The organism is Flavobacterium cupreum (assembly GCF_003996965.1).
Lineage (GTDB): Bacteria > Bacteroidota > Bacteroidia > Flavobacteriales > Flavobacteriaceae > Flavobacterium > Flavobacterium cupreum.
The window spans coordinates 76952-98452 of the sequence record NZ_QWDM01000017.1 but is presented as its reverse complement, the minus strand read 5'-3'; the positions used below and the strand labels follow the sequence as shown (position 1 = coordinate 98452).

20 protein-coding genes are annotated in these 21501 nt (G+C 37.6%); 13 read left to right on the top strand and 7 right to left on the bottom strand.

The features are described from left to right. Positions 1 to 25 precede the first annotated feature (25 nt). The 4 genes from ilvA to D0817_RS21030 form a co-directional block, all read right to left on the bottom strand. The gene (gene ilvA / locus D0817_RS21045) at positions 26 to 1270 is read right to left on the bottom strand and encodes a threonine ammonia-lyase IlvA (protein WP_127340322.1); all 1245 of its coding nucleotides are present in this window, start codon (positions 1268 to 1270) and stop codon (positions 26 to 28) included. A gap of 335 nt (positions 1271 to 1605) precedes the next feature. Then, positions 1606 to 2142, bottom strand: a complete 537-nt coding sequence (locus D0817_RS21040) for a DUF4136 domain-containing protein (protein WP_127340321.1) — start codon at positions 2140 to 2142, stop codon at positions 1606 to 1608. A 144-nt stretch (positions 2143 to 2286) separates the two neighbouring features. Further along, the gene (gene hutU, locus D0817_RS21035; RefSeq protein ID WP_127340320.1) at positions 2287 to 4263 is read right to left on the bottom strand and encodes a urocanate hydratase; all 1977 of its coding nucleotides are present in this window, start codon (positions 4261 to 4263) and stop codon (positions 2287 to 2289) included. Positions 4264 to 4600: 337 nt separating this feature from the next. Beyond that, positions 4601 to 4786 carry a C1orf53 family protein gene (locus D0817_RS21030; RefSeq protein WP_127340319.1) on the bottom strand — a complete coding sequence of 62 codons (186 nt, stop codon included), beginning with the start codon at positions 4784 to 4786 and terminating at the stop codon, positions 4601 to 4603. A 115-nt stretch (positions 4787 to 4901) separates the two neighbouring features. Between D0817_RS21030 and D0817_RS21025 the strand changes: the two genes are divergently transcribed. From D0817_RS21025 to D0817_RS21005, 5 genes are all read left to right on the top strand, one after another. Further along, on the top strand, positions 4902 to 5249 hold the full coding sequence (locus tag D0817_RS21025) for a hypothetical protein (protein WP_127340318.1): 348 nt from the start codon (positions 4902 to 4904) through the stop codon (positions 5247 to 5249). Next, entirely contained in the window at positions 5246 to 6142 is an 897-nt protein-coding gene (locus D0817_RS21020; RefSeq protein ID WP_167470962.1) for a 1-aminocyclopropane-1-carboxylate deaminase/D-cysteine desulfhydrase, read from the top strand. The genes D0817_RS21025 and D0817_RS21020 overlap by 4 nt, the downstream gene beginning before the upstream one ends. Continuing rightward, positions 6135 to 7016, top strand: a complete 882-nt coding sequence (locus tag D0817_RS21015; protein WP_127340316.1) for a glucosaminidase domain-containing protein — start codon at positions 6135 to 6137, stop codon at positions 7014 to 7016. Before D0817_RS21020 ends, D0817_RS21015 begins: the two co-directional genes overlap by 8 nt. Before the next feature lie 80 nt (positions 7017 to 7096). Next, the gene (gene hemL, locus D0817_RS21010) at positions 7097 to 8383 is read left to right on the top strand and encodes a glutamate-1-semialdehyde 2,1-aminomutase (protein WP_127340315.1); all 1287 of its coding nucleotides are present in this window, start codon (positions 7097 to 7099) and stop codon (positions 8381 to 8383) included. Between the two features lie 183 nt (positions 8384 to 8566). Continuing rightward, positions 8567 to 11041 carry a zinc-dependent metalloprotease gene (locus D0817_RS21005; RefSeq protein ID WP_127340314.1) on the top strand — a complete coding sequence of 825 codons (2475 nt, stop codon included), beginning with the start codon at positions 8567 to 8569 and terminating at the stop codon, positions 11039 to 11041. 54 nt (positions 11042 to 11095) lie between these two features. On the opposite strand, the gene D0817_RS26285 is transcribed toward D0817_RS21005, so the two are convergent. Together D0817_RS26285 and D0817_RS20995 are read right to left on the bottom strand one after the other, a co-directional pair. Next, the gene (locus D0817_RS26285) at positions 11096 to 11836 is read right to left on the bottom strand and encodes a DUF4890 domain-containing protein (protein WP_238160922.1); all 741 of its coding nucleotides are present in this window, start codon (positions 11834 to 11836) and stop codon (positions 11096 to 11098) included. Positions 11837 to 11998: 162 nt separating this feature from the next. After that, positions 11999 to 12439, bottom strand: a complete 441-nt coding sequence (locus tag D0817_RS20995) for a DUF4890 domain-containing protein (protein ID WP_127340313.1) — start codon at positions 12437 to 12439, stop codon at positions 11999 to 12001. Positions 12440 to 12628: 189 nt separating this feature from the next. Between D0817_RS20995 and D0817_RS20990 the strand changes: the two genes are divergently transcribed. Together D0817_RS20990 and D0817_RS20985 are read left to right on the top strand one after the other, a co-directional pair. After that, positions 12629 to 13651 (top strand): 2-hydroxyacid dehydrogenase, encoded by a 1023-nt coding sequence (locus D0817_RS20990; RefSeq protein WP_127340312.1) that lies wholly within the window; start codon positions 12629 to 12631, stop codon positions 13649 to 13651. Between the two features lie 85 nt (positions 13652 to 13736). Next, positions 13737 to 14339: a hypothetical protein gene (locus D0817_RS20985; protein WP_127340311.1), complete on the top strand. Its 603-nt coding sequence runs from the start codon at positions 13737 to 13739 to the stop codon at positions 14337 to 14339. 94 nt (positions 14340 to 14433) lie between these two features. On the opposite strand, the gene lysS is transcribed toward D0817_RS20985, so the two are convergent. Next, a complete protein-coding gene (gene lysS, locus D0817_RS20980) occupies positions 14434 to 16137 on the bottom strand; it encodes a lysine--tRNA ligase (RefSeq protein WP_127340310.1) in 1704 nt (567 codons plus the stop codon). A 308-nt stretch (positions 16138 to 16445) separates the two neighbouring features. On the opposite strand from lysS, the gene D0817_RS20975 reads away from it, so the two are divergent. The 6 genes from D0817_RS20975 to D0817_RS20950 all read left to right on the top strand — a co-directional run bounded on the left by D0817_RS20975 (position 16446) and on the right by D0817_RS20950 (position 21389). Then, positions 16446 to 17171, top strand: a complete 726-nt coding sequence (locus D0817_RS20975; RefSeq protein WP_127340309.1) for a hypothetical protein — start codon at positions 16446 to 16448, stop codon at positions 17169 to 17171. A 53-nt stretch (positions 17172 to 17224) separates the two neighbouring features. Continuing rightward, positions 17225 to 17986 carry a hypothetical protein gene (locus D0817_RS20970; RefSeq protein WP_127340308.1) on the top strand — a complete coding sequence of 254 codons (762 nt, stop codon included), beginning with the start codon at positions 17225 to 17227 and terminating at the stop codon, positions 17984 to 17986. A 5-nt stretch (positions 17987 to 17991) separates the two neighbouring features. After that, the gene (lipB, locus tag D0817_RS20965; protein WP_127340307.1) at positions 17992 to 18696 is read left to right on the top strand and encodes a lipoyl(octanoyl) transferase LipB; all 705 of its coding nucleotides are present in this window, start codon (positions 17992 to 17994) and stop codon (positions 18694 to 18696) included. A 19-nt stretch (positions 18697 to 18715) separates the two neighbouring features. Beyond that, on the top strand, positions 18716 to 19537 hold the full coding sequence (locus tag D0817_RS20960; protein WP_127340306.1) for a helix-turn-helix domain-containing protein: 822 nt from the start codon (positions 18716 to 18718) through the stop codon (positions 19535 to 19537). A gap of 27 nt (positions 19538 to 19564) precedes the next feature. Then, a complete protein-coding gene (locus D0817_RS20955; protein ID WP_127340305.1) occupies positions 19565 to 20464 on the top strand; it encodes a helix-turn-helix domain-containing protein in 900 nt (299 codons plus the stop codon). Between the two features lie 85 nt (positions 20465 to 20549). Next, complete coding sequence (locus tag D0817_RS20950; RefSeq protein ID WP_127340304.1) at positions 20550 to 21389, top strand: SDR family NAD(P)-dependent oxidoreductase; 840 nt, start codon at positions 20550 to 20552, stop codon at positions 21387 to 21389. The last annotated feature ends 112 nt before the right edge of the window (positions 21390 to 21501 follow it).

Sequence of the window (21501 nt, the reverse complement as noted above, 5' to 3'; positions counted from 1 at the left end):
AGGCAGCCTTTTTATTTTCCTTGAATTAACCGATTAACTGCGTAAACAAATCCTGATTGTCATTCAGGTACTGGAATTCAAAACCATTTTTGGTCATATTCATTTTAATGTCGAAAATATCCTTTTTGTTTTTCAGTTCCAGACCAACAACTACAGACCCAACTTCACGGCTGTTTTTTTTCGCAAACTGAAAGTAAGTGATATCATCATCGGGCCCTAAAATATTGTTTACTAATTCCTTTAACGCACCTGGACGCTGTGGAAACTGAATCATAAAATAATGCATCAGTCCCTCGTAAAGCAGAGAACGTTCTTTTATTTCAGCGGTTCTTTCGATGTCATTATTACTCCCGCTTACTACGCAGACGACGTTTTTGCCTTTAATTTTATCCTTATAAAAATCTAATGCTGCAATCGTCAAAGCTCCTGCCGGCTCGACAACCATGGCCTCTTCGTTGTACAATCTTAAAATTGTAGTGCAGACTTTTCCTTCGGGAACCAGAATAATGTCGTCCAGGTTTTCGCGGCAAATTTCAAAAGTCATATCGCCCACTTGTTTTACGGCGGCTCCGTCAACAAATTTATCAATGGTAGTAAGGGCTGTGTTTTTGTTTTCCTGAATAGAATTTTTCATCGAAGGGGCTCCTTTTGGTTCTACACCGATAATTTTGGTTTCCGGGCTCAGTTGTTTGAAAACTTCCGACAAACCGGAAGCCAGTCCGCCGCCGCCAATGGGAACGAAAACATAATCTATAGGTTCTTTAAAGGCGTCAAGGATTTCTAATCCAACAGTTCCCTGACCGGCCATTACTTTTATGTCATCGAAAGGATGAATAAATATTTTATGGTTTTTGATGGCATCTGCTGTTGCTGAGGCATAGGCATCATCAAAAGTATCTCCGGTAAGAACTATCTCTACAAATGATTTTCCGAAGAGCTGCACTTGTTTTACTTTTTGCTTTGGAGTGGTCTTAGGCATGTAGATTTTACCTTGTATGTGTAGTAAATTACAAGAATATGCAACTCCCTGGGCGTGATTTCCAGCACTGGCACAAACAATTCCGGTTGCTTTTTCACTTTCGTCTAACGAAGAAATCTTATTGTAAGCTCCTCTGATTTTATACGACCGCACAATTTGTAAATCTTCTCTTTTCAATAAAATAGTCGATTTAAATTCGTCTGAAAGGTTCAGGTTTTGTGTCAGTGGAGTAGCGGCCACTACATTTTCGAGCTGCTTTTTAGCAGTAAGGACTTCGTTAAATAAATTCATAATTTTTGTTTTTTTTTGCCACAGATTAATTGATTTAAAAAGATTTTAATCTGTGAGAATCTGTGAAATCTGTGGCAAAAATTAATGCACTATGTTTAAATAAAAAAAACCTCCCGAATTGGGAGGTTTGATAAATTGTATTTGTTTACTTCTTTATATAACACCTCGCCATTACTGCTGAATTGCAATAATGTTAATCACGATACTAATGTTATTTAAGTTTGACATTTCTGGTTGTTTGAAAAACAAATGTATTAATTATTTTGTAAAGTAATCAAAGAACTGTTTCAGGTTTTACAAAACGGATCCCGATAGCTATCGGGAGAGACTGAAAACTACTTTTTAACCGGCGGATATTGTGCTAAAATTTTAGTTACAAACTCATTTACCTTTTCGTCTTTTTTGTCAGCGTTTTTCGTAAGTGTTCCGATTCCTTCGCCCTGCCAGATCATTTCTTTCTTTTTGGCATCAATAAAGTCGATAAATAAAGTTCCTTGCGTAGAAGTAGAAACGGTAGTTTGACCTCCGTACATCATATAAGGATTCCATCCCCATCCCCAACCATAACCCCATCCGGCGCTAAATTGGTTGACATCAACCTGCTCTCTTGATTTGGTAAAAATGTTGATCAGCATATCAGGGTTATCGCTTTTTGTGAAGCCTTTTGCCTGCATTTGTGTGTCAATAGCATGCAGAATACGTCTTTTATCCAAATCAGAAATCTCTACCTTATCAATACCGGGCTTAAAGAAAGCATACGTTTTATAAGGCGTAAAGTCGACACTTTTGTCGTAATCAGAATAAACACTGACTGTACTGCAGGAAGCCAGTAGTAAAAGCAGAAAAACCGGTATTAATTTGAATGTTTTCATATTTATAAAAATTTAATGTTCTTGTTTCTTTGTCAGGCTGAGCGAAGTTGAAGCCTCTCTTTTTATTAGCCTTCGACTTCGCTCAGGGTGACATTCGTGTATAACAGAATGCCAATTGTGGACTAACAGGGTGACGATTATGCCCTAAAATAAACTTTCATCCACAATATTCGGTAAAGTTACTTTTAATAAAGGCTGAACTTCCATTGCTCTTTTTATGGCAAAAATAGCTTCGTCATTTCGGGCCCAGCTTCGTCTTGAAATTCCGTTGTTCACATCCCAGAAAAGCATTGATGCTAAACGTTTTGAAGCCTCTTTAGAACCATCAAGAACCATACCAAAGCCACCGTTTATAACCTCACCCCAGCCAACTCCGCCGCCATTGTGAATAGAAACCCAGGTAGCCCCTCTGAAGCTGTCTCCAATCACATTCTGAATCGCCATATCGGCCGTAAAACGCGAACCATCATAAATGTTGGATGTCTCTCTGTAAGGTGAATCTGTTCCGGAAACGTCGTGATGATCACGGCCTAAAACAACAGTTCCGATTTCACCCCTGGCAATCGCCTGGTTGAAAGCTTCTGCGATTTTAATACGCCCTTCGGCATCTGCATACAATATTCGGGCCTGAGAGCCTACGACCAGTTTATTTTCCTGAGCACCTTTGATCCATTTGATGTTATCCTGCATTTGCTGCTGAATTTCATCTGGTGCCGTCTTCGCCATTTCTTCTAAAACCTCAGAAGCGATAGTATCTGTTTTTTGTAAATCTTCCGGTTTTCCTGAGGTACAAACCCATCTGAAAGGCCCGAATCCGTAATCAAAACACATCGGTCCCATAATATCCTGAACGTAACTCGGATATTTAAAGTCGATATTATTTTCGGCCATTACCGCTGCACCGGCGCGGGAAGCTTCCAGTAAAAAGGCATTTCCGTAATCGAAAAAGTAAGTCCCTTTTGCGGTATGTTTGTTAATGGCAGCGGCATGTCGGCGCAAAGTTTCCTGTACTTTTTCTTTGAATAATTCAGGATTATTGGCCATCATTTCATTGGCTTCATCAAAAGAAATTCCAACCGGATAATAACCGCCCGCCCACGGATTATGAAGCGAAGTCTGGTCAGAACCTAAATCGATTTTGATATTTTCTTTATCGAAACATTCCCATACATCCACAACATTTCCTAAGTAGGCGATCGAAACTACTTCTTTATTGGCTTTCGCCGAAGTCACTCTCTTCACCAGTTCTTCCGTCGAAGTGACAATCTCGTTAATCCAGCCTTGTTCGTGACGAATTTTGGTAATTTTAGGATTTACCTCGGCACAAACGGTAACGCAGCCGGCAATATTTCCTGCTTTTGGCTGGGCGCCGCTCATTCCGCCTAGTCCTGAAGTGACGAACAAACTGCCTTCCGGATTTTGTTTTATTTTTCTGAAACCATTCAAAACCGTAATTGTTGTCCCGTGTACAATTCCCTGCGGGCCGATATACATATAACTTCCGGCCGTCATTTGGCCGTATTGTGAGACTCCCAAAGCATTCATTTTTTCCCAGTCGTCCGGTTTTGAATAATTCGGAATCACCATTCCGTTCGTAACCACAACTCTTGGTGCTTCTGTATGCGAAGGAAATAATCCCATCGGATGTCCCGAATACATCGTCAGCGTTTGCTCATCTGTCATTTCAGACAAATACTGCATAGTCAGTAAATATTGCGCCCAGTTCTGGAAAACAGCCCCGTTACCGCCATAGGTAATTAACTCATGCGGATGTTGCGCCACGGCATAATCCAGGTTGTTCTGAATCATGTGCATAATGGCTTTTGCCTGTACTGATTTTCCCGGATATTCATCAATAGGTCTGGCGTACATCCTGTAATCCGGACGAAAGCGGTACATGTAAATACGGCCGTATTTTTCTAATTCTTCTGAAAATTCAGTAATTAATTCAGCATGGTGTTTGGAGTCAAAATAACGCAATGCATTTTTTAAAGCCAGTTTTTTTTCTTCCGCAGATAGTATTTCTTTTCGTTTTGGCGCATGGTTAATCGCTAAATCATATTGTTTTTTCGGAGGTAATATACTTGGTATTCCTTGTTGTATTTCTTCTTGAAAAGTCATTTTTATTAGATTGTTAGAGGATTGGATTGTTAGACTTCTTAGATTTCCTCCAAGTGTAAATAATCCAATAGCCGTGGTAATTAAAAGTTAGTTAAGTAAATTATATTTGTTTGAAAAGAAATTATCTCATTTTCAAATTGACACATTTTCTAATTAAAAACTAGGGATAACGAATATCCGACCTGTGATAGGATTTGTGGATTTTAATCCTAAATTTTCGCAAGAGAATATCCATATGTGATTTTAGATTGTTGATTTTAGATTTTAGAGTTGTCCTTCGGCTTCGCTCAGGATGACAAAAGTGAAAAATTATCAAATTATCAAATTGCCCCATTCTCTAATTCGCTTTCTTCTTAATTTCCCCGGTTCGTTTGTCAAATCCGTACGGACAGTGACGACAGCCGCTTTTACAGCAATAACCGCGTTTTAAATGGTGCTTTTCGGTAAAGCATTTGTAACCTTCGGGTGTATAATAAAAATCTTCGCCCTCGGTTAATTTATTTTCATTACTTTGCTCTTTCATAATCCTGTTTAAGTGCAATAGTTTGTCTGGCTTTAAAATCAAATCGATAATTTTGATTATTATTTTAATGAAAACAAACAATTTTGCTTCTACAAATTTATAAATTTTACAGTCAATGTTTCTAATTGTTGCTAAATATTTAATTCCGAATGGATATCGCGGAATGGCCGTGTTTCCGTTTGTTCTGATGAAATATGGCAGCGACAAAACCAACAGGACTTTTGTCAATCACGAAAAGATTCATTTGCGGCAACAACTGGAAATGCTGATCCTTCCTTTTTTTGTCTGGTATTTTTTAGAATACCTGTTCCGGTTGATTCAATATAAAAATGCAGCAATAGCGTATCAGAATATTAGTTTTGAAAGAGAAGCCTATGCCCACGAAACCAATTATGATTATTTGAAAAACCGTCCGTTTTTTAAATTCAGGAACTACTTAACCTTAAACAAAAATAGATTTTGAACCAGGAAATTCATATCAATTTTCCCAAAGATATTTCTTTGACCATAAAACGCGAAGATTTAATTCATCCCTTTATTTCGGGGAATAAATTCCGAAAACTCAAATACAATCTGCTTCAGGCAAAAGCTGAAAATCACAAAACGGTATTGACTTTTGGCGGTGCTTTTTCGAACCATATCGCAGCGGTTGCTTTTGCGGGCAAGGAATACGGATTTAAAACTATCGGCGTGATTCGCGGAGAAGAACTTTTTGATAAAATAGAAGAAAATCCAACGTTGAAATTCGCTCAGGAAAACGGTATGCAATTTGAATTTGTTTCCCGGGAAGACTATCGGCTTAAAAATGAAATTTCTTTTTTAGAAAATTTAAAGCAGAAATTTGGCGGCTTTTATTTAGTGCCCGAAGGCGGAACAAATGCCCTCGCAGTAAAAGGCTGCGAAGAGATTCTGACTGCGGAAGATGCTGTTTTTAATTATGTTTGCTGTGCTGTCGGAACAGGCGGCACTATTTCAGGATTGATAAATAGTGCTTATGCAGATCAGAAGATTTTAGGATTTCCGGCGTTAAAAGGTGACTTTCTAAAGGATGAAATTCGTATTTTTGCAAAAAAAGATAACTGGGATTTAATTTCTGACTATCATTTTGGAGGATACGGAAAGATAAATTTGGAATTAATTGAATTTATCAACGCTTTTTTTGATGCAAATCAAGTGCCTTTGGATCCAATTTATACAGGAAAGATGGTTTTTGGCGTTATAGATTTAATCCAGAAAGACTATTTTCCGGCGCATTCAAAAATTTTACTCATTCATACCGGCGGATTGCAGGGAATTGACGGAATGAATTTGAAGTTGATGCAGAAGAAATTACCAATACTAAAAAAGAATGTTTAAAAAAACAATATTACTTTTCTTAATCGCAGCATTAGCGGGCTGTTCTTCCAGTAAACCCGCTATTGCGACAACAAAGAAACAGGCCTCGGTTCAGAAACCCAGAACAGCTTCGACTAAAAAAGGGACTTATTCTAAACCTATAGGCAAATATCCCACCACAAATAATACGACTGAGGTCATTCAGTCTACTTCAAAAACTGTTGTTACAAGTGATCTGATCAATAATTATGTTTTGCAGTTTAAGGATATCGCCATGGCAAATATGCAAAAATATGGTATTCCTGCAAGTATTATTCTGGCGCAGGGAATTTTAGAATCCGGTGCAGGAAAAGGGGACCTGGCTTTGGAAGCCAATAATCATTTCGGAATAAAATGTCACAAAGACTGGCTGGGTGAAAGCGTTCGCCATGATGACGATTCGGCTCAGGAATGTTTCAGAAAATATACCGAAGCTTCTGAATCCTATCGGGATCATGCTTTGTTTTTGGTAGGCAAGAACAGGTATGCGACATTATTTACTTACCAGAAGGATGATTACAAAGCCTGGGCAAAAGGTTTACGTGCTGCGGGTTATGCCACAGATCCTAATTATCCCGATAAGTTAATCAGTTATATAGAACGTTACAATCTGCATCAGTACGATTGCCAGGTTACAGGGAAAACATATACTGCAATTAATAAAGGAGCTCCGGTTCGAAATTCATCTTCCAATCCAGCCTCAAATTCAAATGATCCTTCTTTGTACGAAGTTCAAAAAGGAGATACCTTATATTCGATTTCAAAAAAATTCAACGTACTGGTCGATGATTTAAAACGAAAAAATAATCTTTCAGACAACGCTCTTTCTGTCGGACAGAAATTGAAAGTGAAGTAGTTTTTTTAGTTTTCAGTCTCAGTCTCAGTTGAAATCGGTTCTTACTGTAAAATCATAACGCTAATAATATAAAGTCAAAAATGATATATAAAAGAAGTAGTCAGCTTTTTGCTGAAGCAGAAAAAGTGATCCCGGGAGGCGTAAATTCGCCGGTAAGAGCCTTTAAGGCGGTTGGTGGAACTCCTATTTTTGTCAAAAGTGCCAAAGGTGCTTATTTGTATGATGAAGACGGAAATAAATTAATTGATTATATCAATTCGTGGGGGCCAATGGTTTTGGGTCATGCGTATCAGCCGGTCGTTGATGTTGTAATTGAAAAAGCCAAACTGGGGACTTCATTTGGAATGCCAACAGAATTAGAAACTCAAATCGCAGCTCTGGCAGTTGCTATGGTTCCGAATATCGATAAAATCCGTTTTGTGAATTCAGGAACTGAAGCTTGTATGAGTGCGATTCGTCTGGCCCGCGGATTTACAAAAAGAGATAAAATAATCAAGTTTGCAGGCTGCTACCACGGACATTCGGATTCCTTTTTGATTCAGGCAGGAAGTGGTGCCGTAACTTTCGGATCTCCAAATAGTCCCGGCGTTACAGAAGGAACTGCAAAAGACACTTTGCTGGCAAAATACAATGATTTAGAGAATGTAAAGACTTTAATCGAAGCCAACAAAAATGAAATAGCAGCTATTATTATTGAGCCGGTTGCCGGAAATATGGGATGTATTCCGCCTCAAAAAGGATTCTTGCAGGGACTGAGAGATCTGTGTACAGCAAACGGAATTTTGTTAATTTTCGATGAGGTGATGACGGGTTTCCGTCTGGCTCGCGGAGGTGTTCAGGAATTGTATAATATCAAGGCTGACATCGTAACTTTCGGAAAAGTAATTGGCGGTGGTCTGCCGGTTGGCGCCTTTGCAGCACGCGAAGAAATCATGAATTATTTAGCGCCGCTGGGCCCGGTTTATCAGGCCGGAACATTATCCGGAAATCCTTTGGCAATGGCTGCGGGATTAGCGATGTTACAATCCCTTGATAATGATCGCGCTGTTTTTACGCGTTTAGAAGAAAAAACAGCGTATTTGGAAGCAGGAATCGATAAGGTTTTAAAAGCAAATAAAGTCGTTTTTACCATCAACAGGGTAGGTTCGATGATCTCTGTACATTTTGATGCCAGTCCGGTTACGGATTTTCAAAGTGCGGCAAAAGGAGATAACGAAACATTTAAAAAATTCTTCCACGGATTATTGCAGGAAGGGATTTATATCGCTCCATCTGCCTATGAAACCTGGTTTATTACAGATGCATTAACCTATGAAGATTTAGATTTTACGATTAAGGTGATTGATAAAGTTTCAAAGACGTTTTAAAGGATAAAATCTAATATCTATATTTCCAAAAAAAGGCTCAGTTTTATTAAAATTGAGCCTTTTTTTATGGAATTAAATTTCGAATTGTTTTTAGTTAATGAAAAGTTAATAAGTAGGTTTTTTGTTATATATTTAGAATAAAAATTATTTTTGTTTATCAAATAACCATTAAATCAACAATAAATGAAGAAATTTTTCATTTTTATTACCATGACAGTTTTTATGCTGTTTTCTAACAATCAATTTGCTCAGTCGACCCAAAAAAAATCCAAAAAAGAGGAGCCTGTGGTTGCGCCACCCGAGAAAAAATCAGAATCTTCAATTAAGGAATACAGCAAAGTAATTACGAAAGATGCTGTTTCTGATCCGGGACTTTTCACGGTGCATAAAGTCGAAAAAAAATATTATTTCGAGATTCCGAATACGTATTTAAACAAGGATATGCTTTTAGTAAGCCGGCTTTCCAAACTGCCTTCTAACCTCGGGGGCGGATACGTAAACGCAGGTTCTGAAACCAACGAACAATTAATAGTCTGGCAGCGTTTTCAGGACAAAATCCTAATCAAATCAAAATCATACAATGCCGTGGCGAACGATACGTTGCCTATTAGCATTTCGGTAAAATCCAATAATTACGAACCAACTTTATTTGCGTTTGACATTGTAGCTTTTAGCAAAGATTCGGCAAATACTGTGATTGATGTAACGAAGTTTTACAGTACGGACGTAAAAGCAATCAGCGGAATATCAGCAGAAATGCGCGAAATGTATAAGGTAAAAGGACTGGATGATTCGAGAAGTTTTATCAATACGATTAAAAGTTTTCCGATGAATATCGAAGTGATTCAGGATATGACGTATAATGCTTCTAAACCATCCATGTTAGAAGAAACAGAATCCATAAGCATTCAGATGAATCAGTCTATGGTTTTGCTGCCTGAAGCGCCCATGAAACCAAGATTAGCCGATCCGAGAGTAGGCTGGTTTACTGTAAGCCAATACGATTACGGAAGTAACGAGTTAAAATCAGATCTTAAAACCTATATCCGTCGCTGGCGATTAGAACCTAAAGATCCTGAAGCGTATAACAGAGGAGAATTGGTTGAACCCATTAAACCGATTGTATATTATTTAGATCCTGCAACGCCTGAAAAGCTGAGAAAATACATCAAGCAGGGAATTGAAGACTGGCAAAAACCTTTTGAAGCTGCCGGATTTAAAAATGCCATTATCGCCAAAGATGCCCCGACCAAAGAAGAAGATCCGGATTTTAGTCCGGAAGATATACGCTATTCGGTCATTCGATATGTAGCAAGTACCACGCGAAATGCGGTTGGGCCAAGTGTTTCTGATCCCAGAACGGGAGAAATTATCGAAAGCGATGTAATCTGGTACCACAACCATTTGCGTTCGTACAGAAACCGATATCTATTAGAAACCGGAGCAGCAAATCCTTCAGCGAGAACATTACAAACCAGCGATGCAGAAATGGGCGAAATGATGCGAATGGTAATTGCACATGAAGTCGGACATGCTTTAGGATTTCCACACAATATGGGAGCGAGTTGTGCTTATGAGGTGGAAAGTTACAGAAATGGTGATTTTACACAACAGAACGGAATCTCGGCAAGTATCATGGATTATGCCCGATTTAATTATATCGCACAGCCCGGAGATAAAAACATTCGTTTTGTTCGTAAAATGGGGGCTTACGACCAATACGCAGTAAATTGGGGATACAGAGTAATTCCGACTGCCAAATCACCTCAGGAAGAAGCCGCAACTTTAGACAAATGGATTCTGGAGAAAGCCGGAAACCCGTTGTATAAATTCGGAAAACAAAGCAGTGCTTTTGATCCTGCTTCCCAAACGGAAGATATTGGAAATAATTCAATGAAAGCAAGCACATACGGAATGAAAAACCTGGAATATGTAGCCGGCCATTTGAATGAATGGACGAGTAGTGTAACCAATAATTATGAAGATTTAGATGAGCTATACAAAGAAATGCTGGAAGTCTGGAGCAGATATGTAGGTCATGTTGTGACCAATGTTGGCGGTGTTTATGAAAATACCAAAAAACCAAATCAGGCCGGAAATGTTTACGAAGTGGTGCCAAAAGCCAAACAAATCGAAGCGATGAACTGGCTGCAGGCAAATGCCTTTGCTTCGCCAACCTGGATTGTAAATGTCAATACTTTAAAGAATACTGATTTTGCAGGGTATTCGGAAAAGTTCAGGAGCTTGCAGGTGCGACATTTGAATAGTCTGCTGAGTATTGGTCGTATTGGCCGCTTAATGGATAACGAAATTCTGGGAGCCGATACTTACAAAGCTTTGGATTTGTTAAAAGATACCCGAAAAGGAATCTGGAAAGAAGCCGCAACGCCTGTGAATGTAACAATTTACCGAAGAAATCTGCAACGCGGTTATATCGACAGAATGGGTTCTTTGATGACAGAAGAAATCAAACCAACAGACCGGTCTGTAACGTATTACAATGTAGCACAATCAGATGTCAGGGCTTTGGTTCGTGGGGAGTTAGTTGCTTTAAGAGGTACGCTTACAGCAGCAAAAGCAAGACCTGTAAACACAGAAACAAAATACCATTACGAAGATTGCATCAAGCGAATAGATTTGATTTTAAATCCGAAATAAGAAATGTATAAAAACAAAAAAGAGGCTTTAAAAGCCTCTTTTTTTTGATCTCAATTACATTTTATCTTTTCCGTGATCTTTCATTTTATCCTGATGATCTTTTTGAATCACTCCCCATCTTTTATATTGATCGGAAGTCAGGATAGTTTTCATTTTAGCATCTGCAGCTTTGCGATCTTCTTTCATTTGTTTTTTCATGGCGTCTTTTTCCGCAGCAGTTGGTGCTGTACCAGCCTCTTTTCGGCTCTTTTTCAGCATTGCCATCTTGGTACTTCTGTCAGATAAAAGTTCACCCACTTGTTTTTGCTGATCGGCATTCAGGTTTAGCTCCGTCGTTAATTTTTGCAAATGTGCCTGATCGCGTTCCTGTGGAGATTTCATGTCTCTTTTGCCATTGTGTTTATGATCGCCTTTGTGCTCTTTTTTAAGAGCCGTCCATTTTGTATACTGATCGGCATTTAAGATGGCTTTCATTTTGGTATCGTTTGCTTCTTTTTCAGCTTTCATTTGTTTTTTGAATGCTTCTCTTTCCTCGGCAGTAGGTTTTACTTTGCTGTCTTTTTTAGCATCCCTGAACTTTTCTGCTTTAGCGCTTCTTTCTGCGAGTAATTGTTTTACCTGCTCCTGTTGTTTTTTATCTAAAGTCAATTCAGAAGTTAATTTTTGTAAGTGTTTCTCACTACGTTGTTCCGGAGTTAATTTTTCTCTTTGATCACGTGCAGGTTTCTGATTGATGTCTTGTGCAAAACTTACTATTCCAACGAATAATAAAGCTGCAATAAATAATTTTTTCATAATTCGTTTTTTAAAGATTTATATCTGTTAGACTTCAATAAGTTTGCTAAGTTTAATCAGAATGAGAGATTTATCTTTTAATTAACAGAAAGTATTAATGAAAACATAAATAGAATTTGAAATAAAAAAGAGGCTATCAAAGCCTCTTTTAGTACACTACAATTAGTTATTGTCGTCTTTGCGCTCTCTGATTTTTTCTCTCATCTTATCTTTTCTTTCTTCCTGAAGAGCCGTCCATTTTTTATATTGGTCTGCATTCAGGATCACTTTCATTTTGGCATCATTGGAAGCCACTTCTTCGTCCATTTGTTTTTTGAAAGCCGCTCTTTCCTCTGCCGTAACTTTTACATTACTCTCTTTTTTTGCTTTACGGGCTTCTTTAAAACTTTCAGCCTTGGCACTTCTTTCTGCTAACAATTGTTTGATCTGGGCCTGTTGACTGGCATCCAGATTTAATTCAGAGGTCATTTTTTTTAAATGCTTTTCATTACGCTGCTCCGGAGTCATTCTCTCTTTGTGATCACGTGCAGGTTTTTGTTCCGTGTCTTGTGCAAAACTGGCTAGTCCAACGAATAGCATGGCTGCGATAAATAATTTTTTCATGATTTTGTTTTTAAGTTTATGTCAGTTAGACTTTGTAAAATTCGTTAGGTTTAATGGGTTTGTCGGATTTATAAAATTTTTAACAAACTGAAAATCATTGATTCAGCTATTAAATGACTTTTCTTTCGGAAAAATTCAGATTTAATCCTTAAATTTAATAAATTATAAATGCAAATAAAAACTGACAATATGAATTCATCAGCAGCGGTAGACAGAAGTAAAATTGCTTTTTTTTCGACACAGCCTTACGATAAAATTTTTTTTAATCAATACAATGAATTTGGTTTCGAACTGGATTTTTTCGAAACGCAGCTCAATCCGCAGACCGTCACTTTAATTCAGGATTGCAGTATTGTCTGCGTTTTTGTAAATGATATTGTCAACGAAGCTGTTATTAAACAATTGGCAGAAAAGGGCGTTAAGATTATAGCTTTACGTTGTGCCGGATTTAATAATGTTGATTTAGAAGCTGCGAAAAAATACAATCTTAAAGTTTGCCGCGTTCCTGCCTATTCGCCTCAGGCAGTTGCAGAACATGCAATGGCCATGATTTTAACCTTAAACAGAAAAACGCATAAAGCATACAACAGAGTCCGCGAACAGAATTTCTCGCTCAACGGATTGCTGGGTTTTGATTTATACGGAAAAACAATCGGAATCATCGGAACAGGAAATATCGGTAAAACTTTTGCTAAAATTGCTTTGGGATTCGGATGTAAAGTATTGGCTTATGATATTGTAACGAATGTGGAAATGGAAAAAGACGGGGTTATTTTTACCGATTTAAATGATGTTTTCAGGGAAAGCGATATCATTTCACTGCACTGCCCATTAAACGAGCAAACTAAACATGTAATTAATGAAAAGTCAATCGCCTTAATGAAAGATCACGTTATGATTATCAATACAAGCAGGGGAGGATTAATAGAAACGGCCTGTGTTATTGAAGGATTGAAAGAAGGTAAGATTGGTTATCTCGGAATTGATGTTTACGAACAGGAAGAAAAACTCTTCTTCAGGGATCTTTCGGCAGATATAATTCAGGATGATGCGATTCAGCGTCTGATGAGTTTTCCGAATGTTTTGGTTACGGCCCATCAGGCTTTTTTTACCAATGAAGCTTTAACACAGATTGCCCTGGTTACTTTCAATAATATAAAATCATTATTGACTCAAAATGACATCGAGAATAAAGCGGCGTTACTGGTCTAAAAATCTGTAACGATTACAAACCCGATAGTTTTTAAAACCTGTCGGATTTAACAAACATAATGTTGGGAATTTAAAACAGGAAATTATGAAAAATACAATTTTAATGGCATTTGTGATTCTGGGAATGATTTCATGCCAAAACAAAGATAAAAAAGACGAACAAAGCATAATAAAAACAATTGCCGAAGACACCTTGTCCAAAACAGCTGCGGGAACTGCTGATGTCAGTGATGCTCCTCCAAAAGAAGATAAAGCAGTCGAGGTGATTCGAAAACAATTGAATGTTTTATTAAAGAAAGATTTGCCGGCAATGACAAAAGAAGACCGTTTTTTTTATTATGATGCTTTCGATCTGAATAATGATAAAAAAAACGAATATTTCGTTGGTTTCTCGAATCCTTATTTCTGCGGAAGCGGAGGCTGTTCCGGCTATATTCTAAACAATGACGGAAGTGTCATTAATTCTTTTACCGTAACCGATTTTCCTATTAGTGTCACTACTTCAGTAACAGAGAAATTCTATGATCTTATATTTGAGACCGGAGGAAAATTTCATCTTTTAAAAATGAAAAACGGTAAATATCCTTCCAATCCATCTGTTCAGGAAAAAGTTAAAGGGGATGTTCCAAAAGAAACTACTAAGGTTTTGGATATTCAGGGAAAGAAATTAGAGAAGTATTCGTTTTAAAAATAAACCCGACAGGTTTTTAAAACCTGTCGGGTTTGAATATCATAAATCCCAATTTTGGAATTTGGAATTTCTAAATTTGGAATTTTAAAATTTACTCTACAAGTTCCACAAATTTAAACTCACCTTCAACAGCAACCTTAGTCAAACCGTGCTTGGATAAATTTTTCATCGATGCATCCCATTTTTTACCGCTTAAATTAGCAGTAATTTTTAATTGCTGAAGATCCATTTTATTTTCATTTCCTTTCAATAAATCCACGATAAATTTTTCTTCATCGGAAAGTTCTATCGACGCCTGTTTTTTCTCCGGACGCATTTGAGGGAACAATAAAACTTCCTGGATAGAAGCGTTATTGGTTAAATACATAATCAGACGGTCCATTCCAATTCCCATTCCGGAAGTTGGCGGCATACCATATTCAAGAGCTCTTAAAAAATCTTCGTCGATGATACCATTCGCTTCATCATCACCTTTTTCAGCCAGACGCATTTGGTCTTCAAAACGCTCACGCTGATCAATCGGGTCGTTCAGTTCAGAATATGCATTTGCAATTTCTTTACCACAAACCATTAGTTCAAAACGCTCTGTAAGCTCCGGGTTGTCACGGTGTTCTTTACACAAAGGCGACATTTCTTTAGGATAATCGGTAATAAAAGTAGGCTGAATATAGTTTCCTTCGCATTTTGCTCCAAAAATTTCATCAATCAATTTTCCTTTCCCCATTGTCTGGTCAACGTCAATTCCCATTCCTCTTGCTGCCTCAAACAATTCCTCTTCCGTTTTACCTGAAATATCAAATCCGGTAAAATGCTTGATAGAATCCGTCATCGTCACACGGGCGTAAGGCGCTTTAAAGTTAATTTTGTGTTCACCAAAAGTAGCTTCGCTGGTTCCGTTTACGGCAATAGCACAATGCTCCAGTAAACCTTCAGCAAATTCCATCATCCAGTTGTAGTCTTTATAAGCTACATATATTTCCATGGCGGTAAATTCAGGATTATGCGTTCTGTCCATTCCTTCATTTCTAAAGTTTTTAGAGAACTCATAAACCCCTTCAAATCCACCAACAATTAATCTTTTCAAATACAATTCGTTGGCAATACGCATGTAAAGCGGAATATCAAGCGAATTATGATGCGTGGTAAAAGGTCTCGCCGCAGCCCCACCAGGAATTGACTGTAAAACCGGAGTTTCCACTTCAAGATAACCTGCATCATTAAAATAGCCACGCATAGCAGTATACAACTTCGTACGTTTGATGAAGTTTTCCTTAACTTGCGGATTCACGGTTAAATCAACATAACGCATTCTGTAACGTAACTCAGGATCGTTAAAGGCATCGTGTACATTTCCTTCTTCGTCTACTTTTGGTAAAGGAAGCGGGCGTAACGTTTTGCTTAAAAAAGTAAATCCGTCAACACGAATACATTGTGCTCCCACTTTCGTAGTAAACAACTCCCCTTCAATACCAATAAAGTCACCTAAATCGGTTAGTTTTTTAAATACCGTGTTGTACAATGTTTTATCATCACCTTCACACAAAACATCGCGATTTACGTACAGCTGAATACGGCCTTCGCTATCCTGCAATTCAGCAAAACAGGCTTTTCCCTGATCTCTCACACTCATCAAACGTCCGGCAACGATCACCTTCTTACCTTCTTCAAAAGACTCCTTAATTTGCTTAGAAGTATGATTTACAGGAAAAAGATTAGCAGGATAAGGATTGATTCCTAAGTTGCGTAAGTTTTGAAGTTTCTCTCTTCGGATGATTTCTTGTTCAGATAAGGCCATTATATACTGTTTTTTAAGTGTGCAAAGATAAACAAAAGAATGTAGATTTCAGAATGCTGTTTTTAGATTTTTTGAAGCAGTATTTTATCGTATTTCAACTGCCTTTTGTCCCGCTATCCGCTAAATCTTTTTTGCAGAAAAAGCAAAAAAGGATACCGCTTCTATCGGGGCTAGGGTAGAAAATTTATTTTTTAAAAGACGTTTTGTCCGGTACGGTTATCAGTATTGCGTTTAAAAATTAGCGGTAAGGAATTAAGCAAAAACCTCGTTATCTTAGCCACTCAGAAACTAGAACCTTTCATAAAAAAATGAAATACATTTCAATACTAATAGTGGTAATTCTGTTCACGAGTTGCCGGATTACCGAAACGATTCACTTCAATGCAGACGGAAGCGGAAGCATTGAAGTCGTTACTTTTCGGGACGAAAACAGTTATATGCAGCTGGCAGGTGAAAATTATTCCAGAGAAGAAAAATTTCAGGATACCACTTACGTTTTTAGTGAGTATATCAAAAAATACAACGAAACATTTTTAAAATATACGCCAGAAGAACAAAAGTTGTTTCAGCAATATGCCAATGTAAAAGTGCATCTGAAGAAAAGTTCTTTCGAAAAAGAATTTCGCGATGTGTTTTCACTTGACTTCAATAAAATCTCAGAAGTTCCGGATTTGTATAAAACCGAAAATTACGCCGATGATATCCGTTATAACTATGCTTTAACCGCAGAAAACCATTATTATAAAATCGCTTATGCTTTTGATGGGAAAGTTTTTAAACGCATGGTTGCTATTACAAATGAAACTGAATTCCAAAAAGCAAAAGAGGAATTCAAAAAGATTGATCCCAAATATGCTTCGTTAAAACTCACCCAGCTATATTTTCTAAAATATCATTTTCCCGGAAAAATAAAATCAGTTTCAAATCCAAAAGGAATACTAAGTCCGGATAAAAAATCAGTTGTGGTAGAATTTCAACTTTCGGACTGTCTGCAAAATCCCGAAAGTACAAGTCTTGAAGTAGTTTTGGAATAAAGTAGCGAAACAATTAAAAATACTCTTCGTATCTTTGGGGAAAATAAACCACGATGAAATTATATAAATTACTTACGTTTTCTTTTTTATTCGCAGCGCTTACAAGCTGTACTTTCACAGAAAATATTTATGTAAACGATAACGGAGCCGGAAAGTTTTCGGTAGATTTGGATGGTTCCTCTCTAATGGCGATGGCCGGTGACCAGATTGGAAATCAAATGGGCGCTGAAGCGAAAAAAGATATTGATTCGACATTTACATTCAAGCAATTGTTTGCAGCAAAAAAAGACAGTATCGCCAAGCTTTCCCCGGAATCCCAAAAAGAACTTAAAAAAATAGAAAACTTTGTCGTTCATACCAAAATGAGCAGCGAAAAGAAGGAGTTTTTAATGACGCTTTCAACAGATTTTAAAAACGTAAATGAACTGCAGGATATCCTGCAGACACTAAGTACTTTTCAGAAATTAGAGCAGGGCGGAAGTGCTGCTGCGGCAAGTCCTTTTGGTGGTAATTTCGGAAATAATAACAGTAAGCTAAGTTATACCTACAACGGAAAGAAATTTACCCGTACAGCAGTAATTGACCAGCAAAAAGTGGCTGAAAAAGCAAAAGATAGTACTGCGGATATGTCCAAAATGATTTTTTCGTCGTCCAGTTATATCCTGAAATATCATTTCCCGAAAAAGATCAAAAAGGTATCTAATCCGGACGCTTTGTTTAGTGAAGACCGAAAAACAATTACAATTCAATACCCTTTTACGGATTATATGGAGAATCCCGACAAACTTAACTTTGAAGTAGAGTTTGAAAAATAATAAAAATGAATAAAAAAATTCAACTTCAGGATTTAGGAAATAAAGATTATAAAGCGACATGGGAATATCAGGAAGAACTTTTTAAGGATATTGTCGACCTAAAAATAAAAAACAGAAGAGAAGAACTCGATTTGCCAACACCCAATTATTTGCTGTTTGTAGAGCATCCGCATGTGTATACTTTGGGAAAAAGCGGTGATTTCGAGAACTTGCTTTTAAACGAAAAACAACTCGAAGCCAAAGGGGCGACTTTTTATAAAATCAATCGCGGAGGTGATATTACGTATCACGGACCCGGACAGATTGTGGGGTATCCGATTTTAGACCTGGAAAACTTTTTTACCGATATCCATAAGTATTTGCGCTTTCTGGAGGAAGCTATCATTCTGACATTGAACGAATATGGTTTGGAATGTGGCCGAAGCGAAGGCGAAACCGGAGTTTGGCTCGGTGCCGGAACTCCGTTTGCGAGAAAAATTTGTGCCCTTGGTGTACGCGCTTCACGCTGGGTAACCATGCATGGATTTGCCTTAAATGTCAATGTAGATTTAGGTTATTTTGATAATATCATTCCGTGCGGCATTCGAGGAAAAGGAGTGACTTCTTTACAGGTAGAATTAGGCGTGGAAAAAGTAGATGAGGAAGAAGTGAAAGCTAAAATCCTGAAACAGCTGACCCATTTATTTGAAGCTGAGTTTATTCAGGAATAATATATTTAAAAGAAAAAGAATGACAGATTCTGACGAAAATACCAATTACAGAATTGCTGTTCCTTCAGAATTTAAAGCTGTTTTTTCTCATTTCTATTTTGCTGAAAATAAAACAGATTTGCCTGTCACCAAAACGCTTCTGCCTAATTTTCAGACAATACTGGTTTTTAGTTTTGGTGCAAACGTATCTCTAAAATCACAACGCAACACTACACTTAAAACTGAAAAATGTCTGGTTGTAGGTCCGATAAAACAGGCTTTCGACTATACTTTGGAACCCAATTCTGAAATCCTCGTGGCTAATTTTAAGGAAGATGCTTTTTACAGGTTTTTTGGAACTGCACTTTTAACACATTCTTTGCCGATTCATCCTGATGCTTTAATTGCTGAAAATTGTTTCAGTGCCTTATGGGAAGAACTGCTGGTAATTCCCGACACCCGGGATCGGGTAAATTACATTCTGGATTTTTGTAAACCGTATTTAAAAGAGCAAAATACTATCACGGCACTTTTGGCCGATTTTAAGGATGACAGTCTAAATCCGATCAAAGCAATTGCTTCCAGAACCAATCAGACAGAACGGAATATTCAGCTGAACCAGAAGAAATTTTTTGGGTATACCGTTAAAGAAATCAGTCGTTATGAGCGCTTTTTAAAAGCGGTGGAGCAAATCCAGAAAACTACGCAGACCGACGCAAAAACAGATTGGCTGACTATTGTGGAAGATTGTGGTTATTACGACCAGAGTCAGCTGATACATGATTTTAAGCACTACATGAATTTGTCTCCGACAAAATTTCTAAAATTTCAAGAAGACATCTGTGGTTCTAAAGATTTTTAGTTTGTTTGAATTTCGTAACTTTGCGAAATGGACAAGACAGAAACTATAGAAGATTTTTATCGTACCAAACTCAATTTCATGCCCGATAACCTTAAAAAGGAAATCGGACATTTTAATGTATTTGAGCTGGATGATTTTATGGGGTGCAGTGCAAAACCAATTCCGTACAGCCGCAAGGATTATTTTAAAATCAGTTTGATTATTGGTAAAAACAGGGTTCATTATGCCGATAAGATTGTGGAGATCGAAGAGCAGGCTTTGTTCTTTGCCAATCCGCAGATTCCTTATAACTGGGAACAGTTAGAAGAACACCAGACTGGTTTTTTCTGTGTGTTTACGGAAGCCTTTTTTCATCAGTTCGGGAATTTAAAAGAATATCCGGTTTTTAAGCCGAACGGCAGTTTTATCTATTCGATTGACAAGGAACAGACGGAGAAAATCAAATTGATTTACAGGCAGATGATGGAAGAAATTAATTCTGACTATGCGTATAAATATGATGTGCTGCGAAATCTGGTTTTTGAATTGATTCACAGTGCAATGAAAATGCAGCCTGCTAATCTTTCCGTCAACCAGCATTCTAATGCTTCAAATCGAATTTCATCCTTGTTTCTGGAATTGTTGGAAAGACAGTTTCCTATTGAAAATTCAAGACAGCGTTTTACACTGCGTTCTGCTGCCGATTTTGCCAATCAGTTAACCATTCATGTAAATCATTTAAACAGGGCTTTAAAAGAAACCACTCAAAAAACAACTTCAGAAGTTATAGCGGAACGCCTTTTACAGGAAGCCAAAATCCTTCTGAAACACACCGATTGGAATATTGCTGAAATTGCCTATAGCCTCGGATTTGAAGAGCCGACGCATTTTAATAATTTTTTCAAAAAGAACATTAACCTTACACCCCGACAATTTCGGACTGTTTGAATTTCGTAAGTAATGGTTTGAATTTCGTTATCCCTGACCTGTACTTTCAGCCTAATTTTGCCTTGTCATTAAAACAATATAAATTATGGAAACTAAAAAAGTATGGTTTGTAACAGGAGCCTCAAAAGGTTTGGGCTTAATCTTAGTTCAGAAACTATTGGCACAAGGGTATCACGTGGCTGCAACTTCAAGAGATGTAAATTCATTAATTAAAGAAGTTAGTGCCGCGTCAGATCAGTTTTTGCCTTTAGAAATGGATCTTGTAACAGAAAGCAGTGTTCAGGATGCAGTTGCCAAAACAGTCAGTCATTTTAAAACCATAGATGTTGTGGTAAACAATGCAGGTTATGGGCAAATTGGTACGCTGGAAGAACTTTCGGACGAAGAATCAAGACGAAATTTTGATGTAAATGTTTTCGGTTTGCTTAATGTGATCCGCAACACAATGCCTCATTTCAGGGCAAACAGATCGGGACATTTTTTCAATATTTCTTCCATTGGAGGTTATCACGGAGGTTTTCCGGGCTGGGGAATTTATTGTTCTACTAAATTTGCCGTTTCGGGTCTGACGGAAGGTTTAAGAGCAGAAGCAAAAGCTTTCGGAGTAAAGGTAACTTTGGTTTATCCGGGTTATTTCAGGACCAGTTTTTTGTCTGCAGATTCTATGGGATTGCCTAAAAATCCGATTGCAGATTATGAAGAAGCGCGTCAGTCTGTATTAGCACATCAAAATGAAATCAATGGAAACCAGCCCGGAGATCCTGAGAAAGCGGTGGAAGCTTTAATTCAGATCAGTAAAGAACAAAATGCGCCACTGCATTTGTTCTTAGGGGAGGATGCCTACAATATGGCAAATGCCAAAATTGAAGAAGTTGAAGCTGACTTAGAAGCCTGGAAAGCGATGACAATTGCAACAAATTTTTAATACATTATTATTTCAAAATAATCCCTGATCACTTCGACAGGGATTTTTTTGTTTGCGATGAATCGGATTTCGTTTTCTTACAATTGTGCCGGAAAGCTGCGTTTTACATTTG

What these genes read in the sequence shown, in the direction of transcription:
- lysS (WP_127340310.1), bottom strand. Translation starts at nt 16,137, where the DNA reads ATGGCCTTATCTGAACAAGAAATCATCCGAAGAGAGAAACTTCAAAAC.
- D0817_RS21025 (WP_127340318.1), top strand. Translation starts at nt 4,902, where the DNA reads ATGTTTCTAATTGTTGCTAAATATTTAATTCCGAATGGATATCGCGGA.
- D0817_RS20985 (WP_127340311.1), top strand. Translation starts at nt 13,737, where the DNA reads ATGAAAAATACAATTTTAATGGCATTTGTGATTCTGGGAATGATTTCA.
- D0817_RS20990 (WP_127340312.1), top strand. Translation starts at nt 12,629, where the DNA reads ATGAATTCATCAGCAGCGGTAGACAGAAGTAAAATTGCTTTTTTTTCG.
- D0817_RS20975 (WP_127340309.1), top strand. Translation starts at nt 16,446, where the DNA reads ATGAAATACATTTCAATACTAATAGTGGTAATTCTGTTCACGAGTTGC.
- D0817_RS21015 (WP_127340316.1), top strand. Translation starts at nt 6,135, where the DNA reads ATGTTTAAAAAAACAATATTACTTTTCTTAATCGCAGCATTAGCGGGC.
- D0817_RS21040 (WP_127340321.1), bottom strand. Translation starts at nt 2,142, where the DNA reads ATGAAAACATTCAAATTAATACCGGTTTTTCTGCTTTTACTACTGGCT.
- D0817_RS20955 (WP_127340305.1), top strand. Translation starts at nt 19,565, where the DNA reads ATGGACAAGACAGAAACTATAGAAGATTTTTATCGTACCAAACTCAAT.
- D0817_RS21030 (WP_127340319.1), bottom strand. Translation starts at nt 4,786, where the DNA reads ATGAAAGAGCAAAGTAATGAAAATAAATTAACCGAGGGCGAAGATTTT.
- D0817_RS20995 (WP_127340313.1), bottom strand. Translation starts at nt 12,439, where the DNA reads ATGAAAAAATTATTTATCGCAGCCATGCTATTCGTTGGACTAGCCAGT.
- D0817_RS20950 (WP_127340304.1), top strand. Translation starts at nt 20,550, where the DNA reads ATGGAAACTAAAAAAGTATGGTTTGTAACAGGAGCCTCAAAAGGTTTG.
- D0817_RS21005 (WP_127340314.1), top strand. Translation starts at nt 8,567, where the DNA reads ATGAAGAAATTTTTCATTTTTATTACCATGACAGTTTTTATGCTGTTT.
- D0817_RS20970 (WP_127340308.1), top strand. Translation starts at nt 17,225, where the DNA reads ATGAAATTATATAAATTACTTACGTTTTCTTTTTTATTCGCAGCGCTT.
- hemL (WP_127340315.1), top strand. Translation starts at nt 7,097, where the DNA reads ATGATATATAAAAGAAGTAGTCAGCTTTTTGCTGAAGCAGAAAAAGTG.
- hutU (WP_127340320.1), bottom strand. Translation starts at nt 4,263, where the DNA reads ATGACTTTTCAAGAAGAAATACAACAAGGAATACCAAGTATATTACCT.
- D0817_RS20960 (WP_127340306.1), top strand. Translation starts at nt 18,716, where the DNA reads ATGACAGATTCTGACGAAAATACCAATTACAGAATTGCTGTTCCTTCA.
- lipB (WP_127340307.1), top strand. Translation starts at nt 17,992, where the DNA reads ATGAATAAAAAAATTCAACTTCAGGATTTAGGAAATAAAGATTATAAA.
- D0817_RS26285 (WP_238160922.1), bottom strand. Translation starts at nt 11,836, where the DNA reads ATGAAAAAATTATTTATTGCAGCTTTATTATTCGTTGGAATAGTAAGT.
- ilvA (WP_127340322.1), bottom strand. Translation starts at nt 1,270, where the DNA reads ATGAATTTATTTAACGAAGTCCTTACTGCTAAAAAGCAGCTCGAAAAT.